Raw genomic sequence first — 20,533 nt, forward strand, 5'->3', positions numbered from 1 at the left:
CCATTACACAAACTTTATTTGGAACGCAATTTGGTTAATAAAAGAAAACTGGCTCTGGGATACAAAGCCCAAAACCAGTTTGTCTACAGTCTGAGGCAGCAGCAGCTATCAATGATTATCATTGATGCTGCTGCTGCCTTTTGGCATATTTAGATTGTGGTTTTCCAGAAACCGTGAAGATTGCAGTATGCGTATGCGGCAACCGGACGGTCGCCGTCACATAGGAAAAATTCTGCTACAGGTTCCTCGTCAGCCTTCAGATTAATTCTCTGGCAGCCTTTTTCTGTTTCCAGATAGACCCACTCAATGCTGTGTTCTTCAGACATGGGATGGAACACGCTGCCTACTTTGACAGTTACCTGATTGCCGCTGCACTCTACAACCGGCAGATGCTTTTCCTGTGCCCCGTCAGATGTGTTGGGGGTGAGCTTGTTCAAAGGAATACCGCAGCAGGAAAATTCTTCTTTCTCCCCGCAGATCTCCTCGATCATAATGCCGCACTTATCACAGGCATAAAAGGCAGGTTCTTTTTTCGCCATAATATAGCCCTCCTTAATTTTATAATATGTCTCATGAAGATGACGCTTATAGTTTCCGCAGTTTTTTTGAAATCATTCTTTTTTCTATATAAGAGGAGTCAATCCCCCGGGGAGGCTTGCGGCAGAAAAGAGAGGGTGTGTATAATCAAAGGTATGAAGATAGAAGTAGGATAATGCAGGAGGTGCTGGGATGAAAGACAGGGAGACTTTGTGGAAGGAATGCGCAGCATTTCACGGACATGAGTGCGGAGGGCTGGCCATTGGATATCAGGCTGCCCTGTATGCGGCTGAGCTGCTGGAGCTGGGATTTTCAGATGATGAAGAGGTGGTATGTGTGACGGAAAATGACTCCTGCGGAGTGGATGCCATCCAGGTGATACTGGGATGCAGTGTGGGAAAAGGAAATCTTTTGTTCCGGCTGAGGGGAAAGCAGGCGTATTCCTTTTATAACCGATCCGCAGGGACCGCAGTGCGGCTGGTACTGAAAACAAACCGTGGAAAACGGGGAGGAGACTGGGAGAATACAGTAAAAAATGTATCCCCCAAAGAGCTTTTTGATGTGAAGGAGGCTAAAATGCAGCTTCCGGAACGAGCCAGAATCTTTAAGTCTTACGAATGCGAAGTATGTCATGAGAATACGGCAGAATCCATGCTGCGCATAGAAGATGGCAGATATGTGTGTCTGGACTGCTGGCATACATATGACAGATTTGGGCTTTAGGAACCTCAGGAAAGAATGGGTGCCGCTATCCCCCCATGGGGCTTGTGGCGCCCTTTTTGATTTGTTAAAGTAATTCTATAAAATAAATTGGAGAAAAAGAGAATACTATGGCGGAATTATTGGAAAAAATTGCAGAATATTGGAGCACCCGTACCGAGGGGTACTCTGAAGTAAACCATAAAGAACTGGAGGGCATGCAGAAGGAAGCGTGGCTTGGGACGCTCACCGGGCAGTTTCCGCAGGTCCCCAAAGAAGAACTGAGGATTCTGGATATCGGAACAGGTCCCGGATTTTTCCCTGTGATATTGGCAGAGGCAGGGTATTATGTGACGGCAGTGGATTACACAGAGGAAATGCTGCACAAGGCTGCGGAGAATGCCGGCCCTCTCGGAGAACGTATCTCCTTTTACCGGATGGATGCACAGAACCTGGAATTCGAGGACGAGAGCTTTGATGTTATTATTTCCAGAAATCTTACCTGGAATCTGGAGCGGCCGGTACAGGCGTATAAGGAGTGGTACCGGGTGCTGAGGCCAGGCGGACGTCTGCTGAATTTTGATGCCAACTGGTATGGATATCTCTACGATGAAAGCCAGCGTGAGGGATATGAGCGTGACAGAAAAAATGTGGAACAATATCAGCTGGACGACCACTATCTCTGTACAGATATTGACGCAATGGAGGAAATTGCTTTAGAGGTTCCTCTGTCCCGGATGCAGAGGCCCCAGTGGGATCGAAGCGTATTGGACAGGATTGGATTCTGTGAGATAAGGGCTGATATGGATGTTTGGAGGCGGGTGTGGAGCAAAGAAGAAAAGCTGAATTATGGCTCTACGCCGATGTTTATGATTCTGGGGAGTAAAGGACAGGTAGATGTACATGCATAAAGAAACGGAAAATACCATCAGAAAATTTTGCCTGGAGGGGCTTTCCCTAAGTCCGGGAGAACGTATAAGCGGAGAACTGGAACTGGCCGGAGGAAAATTCTCCCTTCCGGCTGCTGTCGTCCATGGGACAGAAGAGGGAAAAACCGTAGTAATTACAGCAGGCATCCATGGGGGAGAGTATGTAGGCATTCAGGCGGCTGTGGAGCTGTCGCAGAGCCTTAAGCCAGAGAAGCTGCAGGGAACAGTTATCATTGTAAAGGCAGTGAGCCGCCGGGCATTTGAACACCGGGCCGGAAGTATGGGCACGGAGGACGGCAGAAATCTGAACCGGGAATTTCCCGGGGATTCCCAGGGAAGTGAGACTCAGCAGCTGGCCTGGGCAATTTCAGAGGAACTCTTTGGGGCAGCAGATTATTACATCGATCTGCACAGCGGCGATGACTATGAACAGCTGGCACCCTATGTGTATTATGCAGGAAAGGCCAGTCCGGAGGTTGTGGAGGCCTCCAGAAAAATGGCGGAGCAGGTGGACGTTCCTTATATGGTCCGCTCCACAGTGTCTACCGGAGGCGCGTATAATTATGCAGCATCCAGAGGAATTCCCGGGGTCCTGATTGAACGGGGCGGCATGGGCACCTGGACACCGGAAGAGGTGCAGTCAACCAAACGGGATGTGCGGAGTATTCTATGCAGTCTGGGGATTTACCGGGGGCAGCGGGGGTACAGAACCTATTATCCTCTGGATGTATCGGACATTGTGTATCAGGCCGCGGAGCATACGGGGTTCTGGTATCCCAGAAAGATGCCTGGGGATCTGATCCGGGGCGGAGAGGAACTGGGGGTTGTGAGAGATTACGAAGGGGAACTTCTGGAAGTGTGCCGGGCGGAGTACGATGGTGTGATTCTTTATCAGACGGGCAGTCTGCAGGTACTGGAAGATGGTCCTATGATAGCCTACGGCAGGATTGTGAGACGGCATGATGACAGAAAAGAACGAATTACTGAGTATTGGACAAAACGAAGTGAAAGCTTTCTGGAACAGAGAAGGGCGGAGCTTGACAGTCCTCTGGCCAGGCGTTGGATGGAAAGGATAGAGGAACAGATTGGCACTGGAAGGAGGCTGAAGATACTGGATGTGGGCTGCGGAAGCGGTTTTTTTTCCATTCTTCTGGCCAGACGGGGACATGAGGTGATTGGGACAGACTTGACGCCTGAGATGGTGGTGAACTCCAGAAAGCTGGCCGGAGAACAGCAGGCAGGCTGCAAATTTTTGGTGATGGATGCGGAGGCACTGGATTTTGACGACGAAACCTTTGATGTTGTGATCTCAAGGAACCTCACCTGGACTCTTCCGGATGCGGAAAAAGCTTATACGCAGTGGTGCCGCGTGCTGAAGCCGGAGGGGATTCTTCTGAACTTTGACGCAAATTACGGGGCTTCAGATTTTTCTGATACTTCGGAGCTTCCGGAAAACCATGCTCATTTTGAGGTGGGAGATGAGATGATGCGGGAGTGTGAAGAAATTAAGCGTCAGCTGCCGATCAGTACCTATATGCGTCCGGCCTGGGACTTGGAGGTTTTGGGGCGAACTGGTCTGGAAAGGTTTGAAATTGACCTGGGAGTGAGTAAAAAGGTATATCTGGAAAAAGATGCTTTCTATAATCCCACGCCTATGTTTATGATTTGTGGAAAAAAGGGAAATACTGTATGAAAAAATATATAGCAAAACGGCTGCTGCAGCTGATCCCCATCTTGCTGGGAATAACACTCCTTTCGTTTGCACTTATGCACAGCGCCTCCGCAGATGCGGTGGACGTACTGGAGGCAAACAGGGGCGGGGTGCTGTCGGAGGAGGCAAAGGCTAAAGCCAGAGAGGAGCTTGGACTGGACAAACCGTTTCTTGAGCAATATGCAGTCTGGATGAGACAGGTTCTTACCGGTGATATGGGAAAGTCCTATGTGTCTGGAAAACCTGTATTTTCTTCCTTTGTGCAAAAACTGCCGGCAACCATTGCTCTTACCATATCCTCTGTGATTGTGACCATTCTGCTGTCTGTTCCCCTGGGGGTTCTTGCAGCAGTGAAGCAAAACCGGTTTTTGGACTACCTTATTCGTTTCCTGAGTTTTATCGGAAACTCCCTGCCTAACTTTTTTGTTTCCCTGCTGCTGATTTATTTCTTTGCACTGAAGCTGGGATGGTTTCCGGTTATGGGGAATGCGCAGGGCTGGAAAAGTATCATTCTCCCTACTTTGACTCTTGCCATTGCTATGGCATCTAAGTATACCCGACAAGTGAGAGCCTCTGTGCTCGAGGAGCTGAACAAAGAATATGTAATGGGGGCAAGGGCCAGAGGGGTAAGAGAGGGGAGGATCCTATACTTCAGTGTCCTGAAATCGTCTATGCTTACCATTGTGACGCTTCTGGCTCTGTCTATCGGATCACTTCTGGGAGGAACGGCTATTGTAGAATCCATTTTTATGTGGGACGGTGTGGGAAAAATGGCGGTGGATGCTATTACTATGAGGGACTACCCGGTGATACAGGCCTATGTAATCTGGATGGCTGTAATCTATGTGGCAGTCAATCTTATCACGGATATCCTCTATCATTATCTGGATCCGAGAATACGTCTGGGACAGGAGGAAGCTGCATGAGTAGACAAAAAGTAAAGCTGTATGTTCTGCTTGCACTGGTTCTTCTGCTCCTGGGAATTGCGGCCTTTGCTCCTTATCTGGTTCCCTTTGATCCTTATGAACAGAATCTGTCCCAGGCCCTGCAGGCTCCCGGGGGCAGTCATCTGCTGGGGACAGATCGGTATGGAAGGGATATGTTGTCCAGGGTGATTATGGGTTCACAGACGACTATTTACTCCGCGCTCCTGCTGGTGGCGGTGATAACAGTCACGGGTACGTCTGTGGGCCTGTTCTGCGGCTGGCGGGGAGGAAAGCTGGATTCTTTGATCATGAGGATATCAGATATCTTTTTGGCTTTTCCCGGTATGGTATTTGCCATAGCGGTGGCGGGAGTTCTGGGAGGGGGAATACTCAATGCGGTGATCGCTCTGGCCTGCATCTCCTGGCCAAAGTTCGCCAGGCTGGCGAGAAGCCAGGTGCTTATGATCAAAGATGCCCCGTTTTTGGCCGCGGCCAGGTTGTCCGGATCAGGGGGAACAAAGATTGTATTCAGACATATACTTCCCAACATACTTGGGCCTGTTCTGGTGACAGCAACACTGGACATCGGTACTATGATGATGGAAATTGCAGGCCTTTCCTTTTTGGGGCTTGGGGCCATGCCTCCCATCGCAGAGTGGGGATCGATGATGAGCAGCGGGCGCAGTATGCTTCAGACGTCACCGTGGGTGATTCTGGCTCCGGGATGCGCTATATTTGTAACAGTAATGCTATTTAATCTGCTGGGAGACACTGTGAGAGATGTGATGGATCCAAGACAGTCGGTACAACATGTGGAGAGGAGATAAGGAATGAAGAGAAGATTGACAGCAGTATTGCTTTGCGCTGTTATGGCAGCGGGAATTCTTGCCGGATGCGGAGATTCCGGGGATAAAAAGGCAGAGGAAGAGAAACAAGGGACCACGGCCCAGGCGGGGGAGAAGATATTTAACTATGGAACCACTGCCTACGGAGTAGAGATGGGAAATACAGGTCTAAACCCTCATGACAATTACTCCGGTTGGTCCGCAGTGCGTTATGGCGTGGGGGAGACGTTGTTTAAATTTACGGAAAATATGGAATTAGAGCCCTGGCTGGCAGAGAGCTATGAACAGGTGGATGAGTATACGGTTAAGATTACACTGAAGGATAATATTATGTTTTCCAGCGGACGAAAGATGGACGGCCAGGCGGTGAAGGAATGCCTGGAAGACCTTGTGGCAGTGCATGACAGGGCTCCCGGGGATCTGAAGATCAAGGAGATTGCAGCAGACGGCCTGACAGTAACGATAACATCGGAGGAAAAGGTTCCTGCGCTCCTGAATTATCTGAGCGATCCTTACGGTGCAATTATTGATATGGAATATGGAGTGACAGAGGATAAAAACGTGGCCGGAACCGGGCCGTTTATCGCAGAGAATGTTTCGGATACGGAGATAAGCCTCAGGAAGAATCCTGAATATTGGGGCGGAGAGGTAAAGATGGACAGGGTAAATGTAAAAGAGATTATTGACGGTGATACTCTTACCATGGCGCTTCAGTCCGGGGAAATAGATGCCGCTCAGGGGCTGCCTTATGCAAGTCTGCCTCTGTTCCAGGAGAATGAAAGCTATAAGGTGAGTTCTGTAAACACCTCACGGGTATTTTTTGCGCAGCTGAACTATGATACGCCGGCTCTCCAGGATGGCAGGGTGCGAAAGGCAATTGCTATGGGGATTGACAAGGAGGGCTTTACTACAGGACTGCTTGGGGGCAACGGGACACCTGCAGTGGGGATATTCCCCTCTAACTTTTCCTTTGGAAATGAAGCGGTGAATGCGCCCCAATACAATCCGGAGGAAGGAAAAAAGCTTTTGGAGGAAGCCGGCTATACAGATACAGACGGCGATGGGTACGTGGATAAAGGGGGAGAACCTCTGGTTATCCGCTGGCTTACGTATCCGGGGCGCCAGGAGCTGCCGCTTCTGGCTGAATCCGCACAGGCAACCTTAAAAGAAATGGGTATAAAGGTGGAGGTAAACAATACGGCAAATCAGCAGGATTTTCTGGATAAGGGAGAGTGGGATATCTATGCCAGCGCCTTTGTGACAGCGCCTACGGGAGATCCCGAATATTTCTTTACCACCCATTGCCTGAAGGACTCTGCCAAGAACAGGGGGAAGTATTATAATGAGGAACTGGAAAAATTGGAAACACAGCTCCACGGAGAATTTGACCCGGCAAAAAGGGGAGAACTGGCGGTGAAGATGCAGCAAATTCTCCTGGATGACGGAGGCTTTATCTTTGCGTCCCATTTGAAAATGTCCTTTGCTATGAAGGCAAACGTGACAGGATTTGAAGCCCATCCGTCAGATTACTATGAAATCACAGCAAATCTTGATTATGAATAGAGGACAGGCAGATATGAAACAGCCGCTGCTAAAACTGGAACAGGTAGAAATCTGCTACCGCAGAACTCCCGTGGTGCACGGCTTAACCTTAGAAGTGGCGCCAGGGGAGATTCTTGGGATTGTAGGGGAGTCCGGGAGCGGAAAAAGTACAGTCATCAAAGGGATTATAGGACTGCTGGGTAATGAGGGAGCTGTGACAGAGGGAAAGATCTATTACAAAGGGGAGGAGCTTCTGCATGGGACACCGGAGGAACTTAGGAATATTCGCGGCCCTGAGATGGGGATGGTATTCCAGAATGCGGGAGCATCTCTTTGTCCGATCCGTAAGATAGGAGATCAGCTCTATGAGGCAGTGCTCCAGCACGAGCGGGTCAGCCGTACAGAGGTACGCCGCAGAGCCATGGAGCTTTTCGAGAAAATGAAGCTGTCTGAGGGCAGCCGGATACTGGACAGTTATCCTTTTGAACTGTCGGGGGGCATGAACCAGAGGGTGGGGATTATGATGGCCATGATTCTTAAACCTGCTCTGCTCCTGGCAGATGAGCCTACCAGTGCCCTGGATGTTACCATACAGGCGCAGGTGGTGAGGGAAATGATGAAACTGCGGGATACCTTTGGGACCAGTATTATTATAGTCACCCACAATATTGGTGTTGTGGAGCACATGGCAGACAACATAGCGGTCATGTGCCAGGGAAAACTGGTAGAGTATGGTACAAAGCACGAAGTGATCCATTCTCCCAGAGATCCTTATACCAGAAAACTTCTGGGAGCTGTGCTGCGTCTGAACCGGAGGTGAGGATATGAAAAATATTTTAGAAGTCCTTGATGTAAAAAAAACATATTATAAGGGGAAACAGCCTTTTATGGCAGTGAATGGACTAAGCTTCTCAGTAGGAGAAGGGGAATGCCTGGGCCTGGTAGGAGAGAGCGGGTGCGGGAAAAGCACTGCGGCGAGGATTATTACAGGCCTGGAGAAACCAGACAGCGGAAGCATCCGGCTGGAGGGCAGGGAGATCCTGGATGCGGGGAGAAAAGAATGGAAGCGGATTTATTCCTGCATACAGATGGTGTTTCAGACACCTCAGGATTCTTTTGACCCAAGACAGAAACTGGAGGACGGTATCCTGGAGGCACTGTGCAACCAGGGGTTGAAAAAGAGGGAAGCGCAGGTGCGTATTCGGGAGCTTCTGGAGATGACAGAGCTGGAGGCAGAATATGCAGGCAGATATCCCCATCAGGTCAGCGGCGGCCAGTGCCAGCGTGCTGCCATTGCCAGAGCACTGGCGGTTTCCCCGAAACTTCTCATCTGTGACGAGGCCACCAGTGCTCTGGACGTCACTGTGCAGGCCCAGATTGTAGATCTGCTGAAAAAGCTTCAGAGGGATACACAGATGTCTTATCTGATGATCAGCCATGATCTGGCACTGGTACAGGCCATGTGCGACAGAGTTTTGGTGATGTACCAGGGAAGGGTTATAGAAGAGGGCACACCGGATGAGGTGATTCGCTCCCCCAGGGAGGAATATACCAGAGTATTAGTGGATTCGGTGTTTTAAGGGGTATCCATTTTCAGCAGTGGGAGAAGAAAGGTAAAGGCTGCTCCCTCTCCTTCCCTGCTGTCAACCCGGATTGTCCCTCCGTGAGCCTCGACGATCCACAGAACCATAGAAAGTCCCAGACCGGAATGGGTTTCCTCTGTTCCTTTTCTGACTTTATCTTCCCGATAAAAACGTTTCCAGATGTCTTTCTGGTGCTCCGGTGCAATGCCTATGCCGTCATCTCGCACACAGCCCTCCACATAACTCCCTTTTTTTCGAAGAGTTATCCACGTGGAACCTCCGTGTTTTCCATATTGAATACTGTTTTCTATTAGATTAACCATCATGCGCATGAGCAGATTCTGATCTCCCTTCACAACCAGACTCTCCTCTAATTCCAGACTCAGATGAATATTGTTTCCGGATGCGGACTCTTCCAGTTCGCCGGCAACAATCTCAGTCAGCATACTTATGTTTACTGGCTCCAGCTCCAGCCTTTCCTTGGCCGAATCCTGCCGGGCAAGCATAAGAAGCTGAGAGATGAGGGCAGATATTTTTCTGCTCTGGCCCAGTATCACTTCTATACATTCGATCATTTCCTCTCTGGTAGTATCCGGGAGAAGGGCATACTCACACTGGGACAGAATTACAGCTGCGGGTGTGCGCAGTTCGTGAGAGGCGTCGGCAGTGAAGCGCTTTTCATTTTCAAGAGCTGCCTCTACGGGTTTCAGTGCCTTTCCCGTGACAAAATACCCGCTGATGATTGCCAGTACTGCCAGTAGAGGACATACGATAAAAAGCAGGTTAAGCAGAATGGAATTAATCTGTGAAAATGCGCTGAGTGAGGCCACACCTCTTACCCAACAGACGACCTGTGTCTCATGAGTCATAGCCATATCGTATGTCAGCCAGCGATGGCCTTCCCCCTTAATACTCTGTACCTTAAGATTTTTTAAGGTAGTATCCAGGGGAAAATCAGCAGGGACACTCCCTCCGGTCAGCCGTCCCTGAGTATCATATATGCTGAAAAAGAATCCGCCATCATAAAAATCACTGGTTTCCTCTTCTTCATCATCCACATCTATATCATCTGCGAATTCGCGCACATGTTCAATTAAGTCTTTCTCTGTGCCGGAGAGCAGCAGGCTTTCCGACAAGGAGGCCACAATCCCCAGAACAAACAGGGAAATGGCTATCACGAAGCAGGCATACCACAGTGTTATCTGCATCTTAACTGACATTTTTTTCATGAGTCTCTCCTCAGCACATAACCGCTTCCCCGAACCGTATGAATCAGCTTCTCTTCAAATCCGTCATCCAGTTTTTTCCTGAGGTAACGGATGTAGACGTCAATCATATTGGAGCCGCCCATGTAGTCATAGCTCCATACATGCTCTTCTATGGCGCGCCTTGAGAGAACGATTCCTTGATTTCTCATTAAATATTCCAGTACGGCATACTCTCTGGAAGACAGCTCGATTTGCTGTCCTCCCCGCCATACCTGGTGGCTCTTTGTGTCTACCTTCAGATCCGCGGCTTCCAGTACATTTACTTCTCCGGAGGATTCACAGGGCACGCCCCGTCGTATCATGACACGGATTCTGGCAAGAAGCTCTTCAAAGGCAAATGGCTTCACCAGATAGTCATCTGCCCCCAGATCCAGTCCTCTGACCCTGTCTTCTATGCTGTCCTTTGCGGTCAGCAGAAGTACTGGCACAGGGTTACCCTCCGCCCGCAGTTTCCGGAGTACCTCCAGTCCGGATATACCCGGCAGCATAATGTCCAGTATGACTGCGTCATAGGCTGTCACTTCTGCGAAATCCAGAGCCTCCTTCCCGTCTGCACAGGCATCTACGCTGTAGTATTCCCTCTGCAGTCTCTTTTTTATAATAGTAAGCAGATTGACTTCATCCTCTACGACTAATACTCTCATATCTTCCTCCTTTTCCTGTTAATGTTTATTATATACCACAACCTGTCTGATTTCCTTAATTGTATTGCATAAAAATGAAATTCTGATTAAAATTTGCGTTTTAATACTGTTTTAATCTTTTCCCTGTATGATGAAAATATAAATACTAAATACTATCCATAAAAGGAGGATGCTAATATGAAAGCGAAAAAAATTGGCACATTTGCCGCCGCTGCTCTCTTGGTATCTGTGACTCTTTTCAGCGGCTGCGGGGATGACGGCCGTGAAAAAGAGCTGGAAAACCAGGTGGAACAGCTGGAACAAAAGGTTACAGACCTTGAAAAGAAGAATACGGAGACAGAAAATACCGGAACAGAATCGGCAGATAAGCCGGGGGAGAGCACATCAGAAACGCAATCCGGTGCGGAGCCCCAGGTAACGCCGGAACTGCCCTCCCTGGAAGAACTGACGCAGTCGGTCAGCGCTGCGGCAGAAAAAGTGAAGGCTGCAAAGCCTGCCGGAACAAAGGAAGAGCAGCTCGCCCAATACCGGGAACTGAAAAAGGAGATTGACGCCTTAGATCGCAATCTGGATGACTGGGATGATACTGTTGAGGCTCAGTACGAACAGGGAGCCATGACACGTGAGGAATACCGGGCAAAAGACCGGGAGATAGATTCCCTTGAGGATCAGCTGGATGGGAGTGAAGAACAGCTGGAATATCTCTTTGGTATTGATGACTAGGCGCAGAACGTAAAACTTCCAAATATAGGGATGCATTTATTTCTTAAATTTCAGTAAAGAATCCAACCTTTTTCCAATCGTAGTCCGACGAAAATCTGAAAATGAACTGATAAAATATAAAATAGTACAAAATGGACTGCGATCTGTCCGCTGGCTGCTGCCAGTTTACAGATAAATAGCCTTTGCTGCAGACAGAAGAAAGCAGGGAGTGTCTCAGCAAAGAGGAAAAAGGAGGAAAACATGAAGAAGGCAAAACGAGCGATCGCCTGGATGCTTTCGGTGATTATGACTGTGGGCTGCTGCATTCCTGCAGGAGCTGCACCGAATGAGCTGGAAGGCGGTGCAAAACCAACACCACTGGCCTGGTATCCCCTCACAGAGGATGTCGGTGATTACAGCGGAAACGATTTTAACGGAGAACTTGTGGGCGGGGCCACTGTGGGGGAAGACGGCCTGTATCTTCCGGGGGGAGGTAAACGGCGCGACTATGTAAAGCTGCCGGGAGAGATCTTTCAGGGAGAGGATAATCTGACGATATCTGTATGGCTGAAGAGTAATACAGATAAGGGGAATTATGCAGCGCTATTTTTCGGGACACCGGCAAACGCCAACAGCGTTCCCACCAATTATTGGCTGTTCAACCCAACAAACCCAAACAATCTCTTTAAATCTGTGTTTACAGATTCCGACAATGAGACAAAGCCATGGGAGACAGAAGCGGGAGTAGCGGCACATGATACTTCGGTCTATAAGAATAAGTGGGTGCACTACACCACAGTACTGACGCCTGACTCAGTGGAAGGATATGTGAACGGCAGACTGATAGGAACTGCAGAGAAGACGAAGACAGTCGCTGAATTCGGGGATGTGCTGGAAGCATACATCGGGTGTTCAAACTATCTGAATGACCCGGACTATTCCGGAACCTTCCAGGATTTCCGTGTCTACGGGGAAGCCTTGGATGCTCAGGGCGTGGCGGATGTCTATCAAGACACAGAAACAGTTACAGAGCCCATTATTGACAGCCTGCTGGAGGATGCCAAAGGCCAGCTGGATCTGGGAGAACTCAGCGCAGTGACTCATAATCTGGAACTGCCGTCTGAGGGCGCCAATGGAACAGCAATTACTTGGGAGACATCTGACCCTACCGTGATCAGTACGACCGGTGAAGTATTTCTGGGAGATGAGGCAAAAGACGCCATACTGACAGCAACCCTGTCAATCGGCGGGCGGTCAGTCCAAAGGGAGTTTCCGGTACACACCCTTCCCCAGAGCGAAGTGTCCGGATATATACTGGGCAAGCTGAGTCTGCCCTATACCATTTCCGAACACACTGTTCTTCCGGAGTCCATTGAGGGAAGAGCTATTACCTGGACCAGTGACAATCAGGCCATTCTTGGTGATGACGGAGTTCTCCACGGGCCGGAATCCGGCTTTGAAAAAGTAACGCTCACTGCCCAGATCGACCTGGGAGCAGAGGGCATACAGTCCAAACAGTTTCAGGTACAGGTGGCGGAAACAGGGGCTTCTCTGGCGGCAGGCTACACAAGAAGTACGAGCAACAAAGAAATCGGAAAAAGCATGCATCTTGCTCTGAGCGCGGATGGTTCGGCCTACGAAGCACTGCACAACAACATGGGGCTGCTTTTTGCCAAAACATACAATGTAGATGCAGAGGGGGATGAATCCAAGATTCTCTCAGAACCTTATATCTTCCGTATGCCGGACGGCACCTTTGGCATTGTGGCTGTGAGAGCACAGACCTCAGGCACAGATGCGGAGGATGCAGGAAAATTATTGTTCTGCACATCAGAGGACTTAATTGATTACCGGGAAATTGGTATGATTGATCTGAAAACAGAAGGGCTCATCAAAGCACCAGCCTGTGAATACGACGGCGCAAAGGATCAATACCGCATTACCTGGAAGGGGGAAGATGGTAATACATACAGCAATACCATAGGGGATCTGAACAGTTTATCCTGCGATGACACACCGAAGGAGAGCATTGCGGCGGATAAAGCAAGTGCAGACCTTGGCATTCCTAATGCAGAATCCGGGAATGTGATTCCTGTCACAAAGGCAGAGGCAGAGCGTCTGCAGAACCGTCTTGGAGAAATTGTTAATACTGGTGTCTCCCTGAATCAGGAACAGATTACCACCAGCACCGGGGAAGCAGCTGACCTATCTGGTATTAAGGCCAGCCTTACCTACAGTGACGGACAGACCTTCCAGCGTTCTGTTGATTGGGATACAACAGATGTGAACTGGAATCAGCCGGGTACTTATACGGTTAAGGGCACCATTCGCCAGTCCGATATTGACTTTCCGGTAATTCAGGATCGGGCAGATCCTAATATTTTACATTACAATGGTAAGTATTATTTCATTGCCACAGATGAAAATGGGCAGGGCAAACTGTATATCCGCAGCGGAAAAACAGTCAGTGAGCTGAAGAATGCTCAGGATCATTTAATCCTGAACAAAACCGGCGGCGGTGATATGTCCGGGTGCCTGTGGGCGCCGGAACTGCATGTGGTAAATGGGGAACTGTATATATTCTTTGCTGCATCTACCAATGGAGCCTGGAATGCGGTGCAGTGCAGACTGATGAAATTAAAAACACCGGATGCAGATCCCACCAATGCGGACAACTGGGAGGCTCCGGTACGGGTAGTCAGAAAGGATGGAAGTGCCCTGTACAGTGAGGGAATTACACTGGATATGACTTACATAGAGGAGAACGGTGTTTCCTATGTAGTATGGGCAGAGCGCCGGATTAATCCTACATGGTCCTCTAATATTATGATTGCTACGATCGATCCGGAAAAACCATACCAGCTCACCAGCGATCCGGTAAGGCTATGCGCTCCGGATTATGGATGGGACAGAAATACCACACCGGTGGATGAAGGACCGTTTGCGATACGAAATAAAGACGGACAGCTTTTTATCACCTTTTCAGGAGCGGGAGTAAATCCTTCCTACTGTGTCGGTATGCTTGCCTGTACCAATGCCGATGATATGCTGAATCCGGACAGCTGGCAGAAGAGCAATTATCCTCTTCTTCTGTCGGAATCCGTACCCGGAGAATATGGTCCCGGGCACAACTCTTATTACGTGAATGAGGACGGCAATTATGTAAATGTATACCATGCACTTCCCCAGAACAGCGGAGGAAAACGCCATGCGGGCATCCGTGAAGTTTACTGGTCTGTAGACGGAACGCCTGTGCTGGATATGACCGCAGATGAGGCCGTGCTTCCGGAGAACAAAGAAGTTTCTGTAGAGGTAGTTGTGGAAGGCGAGCCTGTCGTTGACGAAAAGGAATTGATTCTGAACTATGATTTTTCAAGCGTGGAAGGCAATATCGTCAAGGATATGTCCGGAAAAGGAAATGACGGAGAGATTAAAGGAAAAGGGGCCGCGGTTGAAAATGGAACGATGACACTTCCCGGAGGGGCAGCAGGAAGCAGTGCCGGATATGTACAGCTTCCTACCGGTATGTTCGACAACCAGGATACTCTGACAATTTCAGTATGGCTGAAAAATCAGACCGGAAAGGGAAATTATGCTGCTATGTTCTTCGGAACAACAGAGAGCCTTCCTCTCCAGTATTGGCTGCTGAACCCCTGCAATCCAAGCGGAAGAATGAAATCCGTAGTAACCAACAGTGTGAATGCCGGCCAGCCATATATGACAGAGTATGGATTCTCTCCAACGGATGGAAAGAATGGTGTAAACGGTCCTGTGACGGATGACTCCTGGGGCCTCTATACAACAGTAATCCAGCCTGGATTTATCACCGCATATTTTAACGGTGAAAAAGTTGGCTCTGTGAAAACAGCGAGAAATGTAAGTGATTTTGGGGAGGAACTGGTAGCTTATATTGGACGTTCTTCCTATAATGACATGTTTTACAAAGGCCAGGTGCGCAACGTTAAGGTTTCTGCTGATGTCTGGACTCAGGATGATATAAGCAAGGAATACGGAAAAGGTCTGGCGGAACTGGACGCACTGACACTTCAGATGGACAAGACCACGGTTGTGGATGACATTGCGCTTATTACAGAGGGTGCATACGGTTCCACGATTTCATGGGCTTCTTCGGATGAAAATGTGATCGCTAAGGACGGAACAGTAACCCGCCCTGCCAAAGGGAAAGGCGATGCCAAGATCACTTTGACAGCAACGGTTACTAATCTGGAACAGAGTGTAACAAAAGAATTTGTCATTACAGTATTAGAAAATGATCCTTCCAAGGATCTGATGCTAAAAGCACAAGAAATTGATCTGAATACGTACTTTGTAACCTCTAATGTGAAACTTCCCGCAGACATTGACGGCATCCCTATCACATGGAGCTCCAGCAGCGAGCTTATTAAAAAGGACGGGACGGTTACCAGGCCAGAGGCAGGAAAAGGCAGCCAGGAAGTTACTCTTACCGCAACCCTGACCCAGAATCAGGCAAGTGCAAAGAGGGAGTTCAAGCTGGTAGTTGTAGAGAAGTACAGCTCCCTGCTCACCTATGTGACAACAGGAAATACCCAGCGGTCTGACGCGTTGTTCCTGGCAGCTTTGAAGGATGGAACGTATGAGGCATTAAATAACGGGAAAGCCATTTTGTATGGAAACGGCGGTACCCAGATGGGGTCTCCAAGCTTGTTCAGAAAGGCAGACGGAACCTATGGATTAATTGCATCGGTCAACAACGACAGCAGTTCGGTGCTGATCTATGAGTCCGGGGATCTGATTAGCTTTACCAATGGGAAGCAGGCAGAGCTGGCACCCGGCAAGAAAGTGAAAAATCCGGTATGTATCTATGATGGATCAACAGAAACATATAAGATCTACTGGGATGGAAGCGATGGAAAATCCTATGTGACAGGTACCAAAGACTTTAATGTATTTGGTGAGACAAAAGAAGCGGCTAAACCGGACAGCTTATTTGGAATTACTCAGACTCTGCCGGGGAATGCAGTAAAAGGGGAGTCTAATGCTTTTGAGGTAACAAAGGCAGAATACGATGCAGTGACAAAGAAATACAGCAGAATTAAGAATACCGGAATCAGCTCTGTGGATGGGGTGACGGTAGAGAAAGGCGGAGATATTGAACTGCCCTCTAAGGTAACCGCTTCTTACAGTGACGGATCCTCAAAGGATATGGCTGTTGAATGGGATACCGGCAGTGTAAAACTGAATGAACCGGGTACTTATCAGGTGACAGGAGAAGTAGCCCAGACGGAATATTTCAATCCTCTTATTGAGGAGCGCGCAGATCCGTGTGTTACTTACGATGAAGAAAATGACTGCTACTATTTCACTGCTTCTTATCCAACCCGAAAAGTAAACGATCCGGAGGGATATGACAGGATTGTGCTGAGAACGGCAAAGACCATCAATGGATTAAAGGATGCGGAAGAGATCGTCATCTGGGATGAAAAAGATCATCCTCAGGGAAGATACATCTGGGCGCCGGAGATTCATAAGATTGGGGATACCTGGTGTGTGCTGTTTACCGCGAGCCTGGTGGAGAATAATGTATGGAATCTGAAGCCGCATATTATAACCTGTGAAGGTACGGCAGAAGGCGGAGTGATGAACCCTGACAATTGGGGGGAAGCGCAGAGAGTGGATCTGGTAGAAGGAGATCAGGACTATCAGGGATTGTCTATTGATATGACATACTTTGAGACAAACGGACAGAGCTACTATGCATGGTCCGAGAAACCGGGATCTGCAAATATTTACATTGCCACAGTAGATCCTTCCAATCCCAGCAAGCTAACCAGCAAAAAGGTTATGCTTTCCTCACCTGACTTTGCATGGGAATGGAACGCCGGACAGTATATTAACGAAGGTCCGGCAGTGATACAAAATGACGGTAAGGTTTATCTGTGCTTCTCAGGAGCTACCGTGGATGATAAGTACTGCGTAGGCATGCTGAGCGCAGACGCTTCTTCTGATCTTCTGGATCAGGAAAGCTGGACGAAGAATCCATACCCAATCTTTACAACCTCAGACTGTGAAGTGTTCGGCAATGATGAACTGGGCAATACACAGGTAGGACCTGGCCACAATTCCTTTACCGTGGATCAGGCAGGAAATCCTGTTATTGTATATCATGCCCGTACCAAAGGGCAGAAGTTAGGCCCTGGAGACGGCGGATTAGATGATCCGGGACGTCATGCGAGAGCAAAATCAGTTAACTTTGCGGCAGACGGGACACCGGTACTCTATATGACAGCAGAGGAAGAGCTTGCACCAGAAAACCGTACCATTACAACAACAGTAACGGTAAGTGGTGACGTGGAAGAACCGGTAGAAATCAAGATAACACCCGCAGAGGCAGTGATACCCGCAGAGAGCAGTCTGCCTCTGACCGCGGCAGGTAATTATGAAGGAGAACTCACATGGAGTTCCTCAAACAGCAGAATTGCTGTAGTGGATCAGAACGGTGTGGTTACCGGTGTGAGAGTGGGAACCGCAACTGTCACAGCAGAGGACAGCAAGGGAAATCAGGGTAGTGCAAAGATTACCGTGACGAAAAAGCTGCAGCCTCACTGGGTGGCAGAGAATGGCAAGTGGAAATACAGCAACGGTGACGGCACATATGCTGAGAACTGCTGGAGACAGATCCGTGGCCAGTGGTACCATTTTGATGGAGAAGGATATATGCAGACCGGCTGGATCCTGGACGGCGGCAAGTGGTATTATCTTAACAGGGATGGCATCATGGAAACTGGCTGGATCCTGGACGGCAGCAAGTGGTATTATCTGAGAGAGAATGGTGTGATGGCAACGGGCTGGCTGTCAGAAGGGAATACCTGGTACTATCTGAAGGCCAACGGAGCAATGGCGACGGGCTGGCTGCTGGACGGAAAGACCTGGTACTATCTGAAAGCTAACGGAGCGATGGCGACGGGCTGGCTGCTGGACGGAAAGACCTGGTACTATCTGAAGAGCAGCGGGGCTATGGCTACGGGCTGGCTGCTGGACGGAAAAACCTGGTACTACTTGAACAGCAACGGCTCAATGGCTACCGGCTGGATTCAGGTCAGCGGAAAATGGTATTACTTAAAAGATAACGGAGCAATGGCTGCAAATACCTGGATTGGCAAGTATTATGTGAATAGTTCAGGCGTATGGACTAAGACAAAATAGCCTAGCTGAATAATGAAGAAGAGATTCCCCCATAGGGCAGGCATATGCCTGCTGTATGGGGGAATTTGTATAAATTTTAACCCCCGGGGAGGCTTGAGAAACATCTTGCGGTGTAGTATCCTTAAACCAGCCAGGATAACAGAGAGAAAATAGAATTCACTGGCGGGGGACCATGGGGCGATGGTACCCCGCTGCCTCCACCAAAAAGGATGAGTATACATGGAAGACAGAAAAGAGGATAAGATTACAGGATATGACAAAGCCATCGTTCATCGGTTATCTAAGGTCATCGGCCACATGAAGTCTATACGCACTATGGTTGAAACGGGGAGAGACTGCAGTGAGGTCCTCATTCAGCTTTCTGCAGTAAAGTCAGCAGTGAATAATACCGGCAAGGAAATTTTAAAAACCTATATCACTCAGAGCGTAAGGAATGCTGTTGACGGAGAGGAACGGGACTCCATCCATAAATTGAATAAATCGATAGATAGTTTTATGAAGTAGAAGGGTTTAAGTAAATATTAAAAAAGGGTGCTTGGGAGCGAAGATATATTTGCTCTGAAGCATCCTTTTTTATGTGAGACGAAACAAAAAAACTTCTTTGTACGGATACCCGCTGGGGCATATCAGGCAGATGGGGCCGGCGCAGGTGAAAAGGTTAGATAACGGAACTGTGTTTCACTTATTAATGAAAAAAATATACAATCAATATCTTGACACATGTAATATGTTTTCAATGGATTCCAGTTAATACCAGCAATAAATGAAATATTCTTTGTAAAAATGCACAAAAAAATAATTGCAACTTGAAAACTATTTACAAAATAAAATAAAACTATTGAAAAATATTTTCATTTGTGATATAGTCTTTATAAATAAAAACGAAGTAAAAGTAAGGAAATAGTAAGGCTTAGATATGTCACAGTTTGTGTTTCTAACAAAAGTGAAATTCCACGGGAGGGATAAGAATGAGCGTAATAGAAACCGTGACCGGACAGTCAGATGTAAGAGATGCAGGGCACTGCCAGCCGCATGAGCATGTGTACATCACGCAGACCCCGGCACTGCTTACAAATCCGGAATTGCGGATCAACAATCTGGCTGCGTCCATAAACGAACTAAAGCTTTATAAAGAGGCGGGAGGGAACACTTTAGTAGATGCAAACCCACTTGCCACGGGAAGGGATGCCCTTGCCCTGAAAACAGCCTCAGAGGTTTCCGGAGTACAGATCATTGCGTGTACAGGCTATCATATCCCTGTGTTTTATACTAAGGACCACTGGATATGGGATACTCCGGAAGAAAAACTAGAGGATATATTCGTAAGGGAATTAACAGAGGGAATGTTTCTGGGCGGATGCTATGGCTGGCCTTCTTACCAGACAGATATTAAAGCCGGTCTTGTAAAGGCAATGCTGACACAAGAAGGGGTAAGAGGAAGAACCAGAGTCCTTTTAAGGGCGGCAGGTCGTGCGGCAGCAAGAACAGGAACTTCTCTCATGCTCCACACAGAGTATGGGAAAGGCGCTCTGGAGGCTATACAGTATTTGAATGATCTGGGACTTGCACCGGAACGGATTCTTATATGCCATGCAGACAGGCAGGTAAAGGATCTGGACATACATGAAAAGATAGCTTCAACCGGAGTGTTTATGGAATATGATACCATAACCCTATTTGAATTTCATGATAACGAAACGGAAATCCGGATGCTTAAACACATGGTGGGCAGGGGCTTTTTAGACCAGATATTGATTTCCACAGATCCCACTGCAGATCGGCTGAAATCATACGGCGGCAGATATGGAATGGACTATATTCTAAAGACATTTATTCCCAGATTAAAGGAATGTGGCTTTACGGAGGAGGAAATACGCCGGATTACACGGGAAAATCCGGGGAGAGCCCTTGGAAGACAACGAGTTAACTTAGTATTAACTAATTAAAAAGTATATGGAGGAA

At 48.4% G+C, this 20,533-nt stretch carries 15 protein-coding genes; 12 read left to right on the forward strand and 3 right to left on the reverse strand.

Annotation, left to right across the window (positions count from 1 at the left end):
- Window positions 1–149: 149 nt before the first annotated feature.
- Window positions 150–539, reverse strand: coding sequence for a desulfoferrodoxin family protein (locus GKG41_RS11055; protein ID WP_154258610.1), 390 nt, complete (start codon window positions 537–539; stop codon window positions 150–152).
- A 190-nt stretch (window positions 540–729) separates the two neighbouring features.
- Between GKG41_RS11055 and GKG41_RS11060 the strand changes: the two genes are divergently transcribed.
- The 8 genes from GKG41_RS11060 to GKG41_RS11095 all read left to right on the forward strand — a co-directional run bounded on the left by GKG41_RS11060 (window position 730) and on the right by GKG41_RS11095 (window position 8,769).
- On the forward strand, window positions 730–1,260 hold the full coding sequence (locus GKG41_RS11060; protein WP_154258612.1) for an FmdE family protein: 531 nt from the start codon (window positions 730–732) through the stop codon (window positions 1,258–1,260).
- A 107-nt stretch (window positions 1,261–1,367) separates the two neighbouring features.
- Entirely contained in the window at window positions 1,368–2,147 is a 780-nt protein-coding gene (locus tag GKG41_RS11065) for a class I SAM-dependent methyltransferase (RefSeq protein ID WP_154258614.1), read from the forward strand.
- Window positions 2,140–3,858 (forward strand): succinylglutamate desuccinylase/aspartoacylase family protein, encoded by a 1,719-nt coding sequence (locus tag GKG41_RS11070; RefSeq protein WP_154258616.1) that lies wholly within the window; start codon window positions 2,140–2,142, stop codon window positions 3,856–3,858. Before GKG41_RS11065 ends, GKG41_RS11070 begins: the two co-directional genes overlap by 8 nt.
- Window positions 3,855–4,802 (forward strand): nickel ABC transporter permease, encoded by a 948-nt coding sequence (nikB, locus tag GKG41_RS11075; protein WP_154258618.1) that lies wholly within the window; start codon window positions 3,855–3,857, stop codon window positions 4,800–4,802. Before GKG41_RS11070 ends, nikB begins: the two co-directional genes overlap by 4 nt.
- A complete protein-coding gene (gene nikC / locus GKG41_RS11080) occupies window positions 4,799–5,629 on the forward strand; it encodes a nickel transporter permease (RefSeq protein WP_154258620.1) in 831 nt (276 codons plus the stop codon). The genes nikB and nikC overlap by 4 nt, the downstream gene beginning before the upstream one ends.
- 3 nt (window positions 5,630–5,632) lie before the next feature.
- Window positions 5,633–7,210 (forward strand): ABC transporter substrate-binding protein, encoded by a 1,578-nt coding sequence (locus tag GKG41_RS11085; RefSeq protein ID WP_154258622.1) that lies wholly within the window; start codon window positions 5,633–5,635, stop codon window positions 7,208–7,210.
- Window positions 7,203–8,009, forward strand: a complete 807-nt coding sequence (locus GKG41_RS11090; protein WP_226902242.1) for an ABC transporter ATP-binding protein — start codon at window positions 7,203–7,205, stop codon at window positions 8,007–8,009. Before GKG41_RS11085 ends, GKG41_RS11090 begins: the two co-directional genes overlap by 8 nt.
- A gap of 4 nt (window positions 8,010–8,013) precedes the next feature.
- Window positions 8,014–8,769, forward strand: coding sequence for a dipeptide/oligopeptide/nickel ABC transporter ATP-binding protein (locus GKG41_RS11095; protein WP_154258624.1), 756 nt, complete (start codon window positions 8,014–8,016; stop codon window positions 8,767–8,769).
- Here the strand turns inward: GKG41_RS11095 and GKG41_RS11100 are convergent.
- Together GKG41_RS11100 and GKG41_RS11105 are read right to left on the reverse strand one after the other, a co-directional pair.
- Entirely contained in the window at window positions 8,766–10,001 is a 1,236-nt protein-coding gene (locus GKG41_RS11100; RefSeq protein WP_154258626.1) for a HAMP domain-containing sensor histidine kinase, read from the reverse strand. The two genes, GKG41_RS11095 and GKG41_RS11100, sit on opposite strands and share 4 nt — an antisense overlap.
- Window positions 9,998–10,684, reverse strand: coding sequence for a response regulator transcription factor (locus tag GKG41_RS11105; protein ID WP_154258628.1), 687 nt, complete (start codon window positions 10,682–10,684; stop codon window positions 9,998–10,000). The genes GKG41_RS11100 and GKG41_RS11105 overlap by 4 nt, the downstream gene beginning before the upstream one ends.
- A 177-nt stretch (window positions 10,685–10,861) precedes the next feature.
- Here GKG41_RS11105 and GKG41_RS11110 point away from each other — a divergent pair, with 177 nt between their 5' ends.
- From GKG41_RS11110 to GKG41_RS11125, 4 genes are all read left to right on the forward strand, one after another.
- A complete protein-coding gene (locus GKG41_RS11110; RefSeq protein ID WP_154258630.1) occupies window positions 10,862–11,407 on the forward strand; it encodes a hypothetical protein in 546 nt (181 codons plus the stop codon).
- Between the two features lie 240 nt (window positions 11,408–11,647).
- Entirely contained in the window at window positions 11,648–18,571 is a 6,924-nt protein-coding gene (locus tag GKG41_RS11115; protein WP_154258631.1) for a family 43 glycosylhydrolase, read from the forward strand.
- 219 nt (window positions 18,572–18,790) lie between these two features.
- A complete protein-coding gene (locus GKG41_RS11120; protein ID WP_154258632.1) occupies window positions 18,791–19,075 on the forward strand; it encodes a metal-sensing transcriptional repressor in 285 nt (94 codons plus the stop codon).
- A 464-nt stretch (window positions 19,076–19,539) separates the two neighbouring features.
- Complete coding sequence (locus tag GKG41_RS11125) at window positions 19,540–20,517, forward strand: hypothetical protein (RefSeq protein ID WP_154258633.1); 978 nt, start codon at window positions 19,540–19,542, stop codon at window positions 20,515–20,517.
- Window positions 20,518–20,533: the final 16 nt, after the last annotated feature.

It is taken from the genome of Lactonifactor sp. BIOML-A5, assembly GCF_009677585.1.
Classification (GTDB): domain Bacteria; phylum Bacillota; class Clostridia; order Lachnospirales; family Lachnospiraceae; genus Lactonifactor.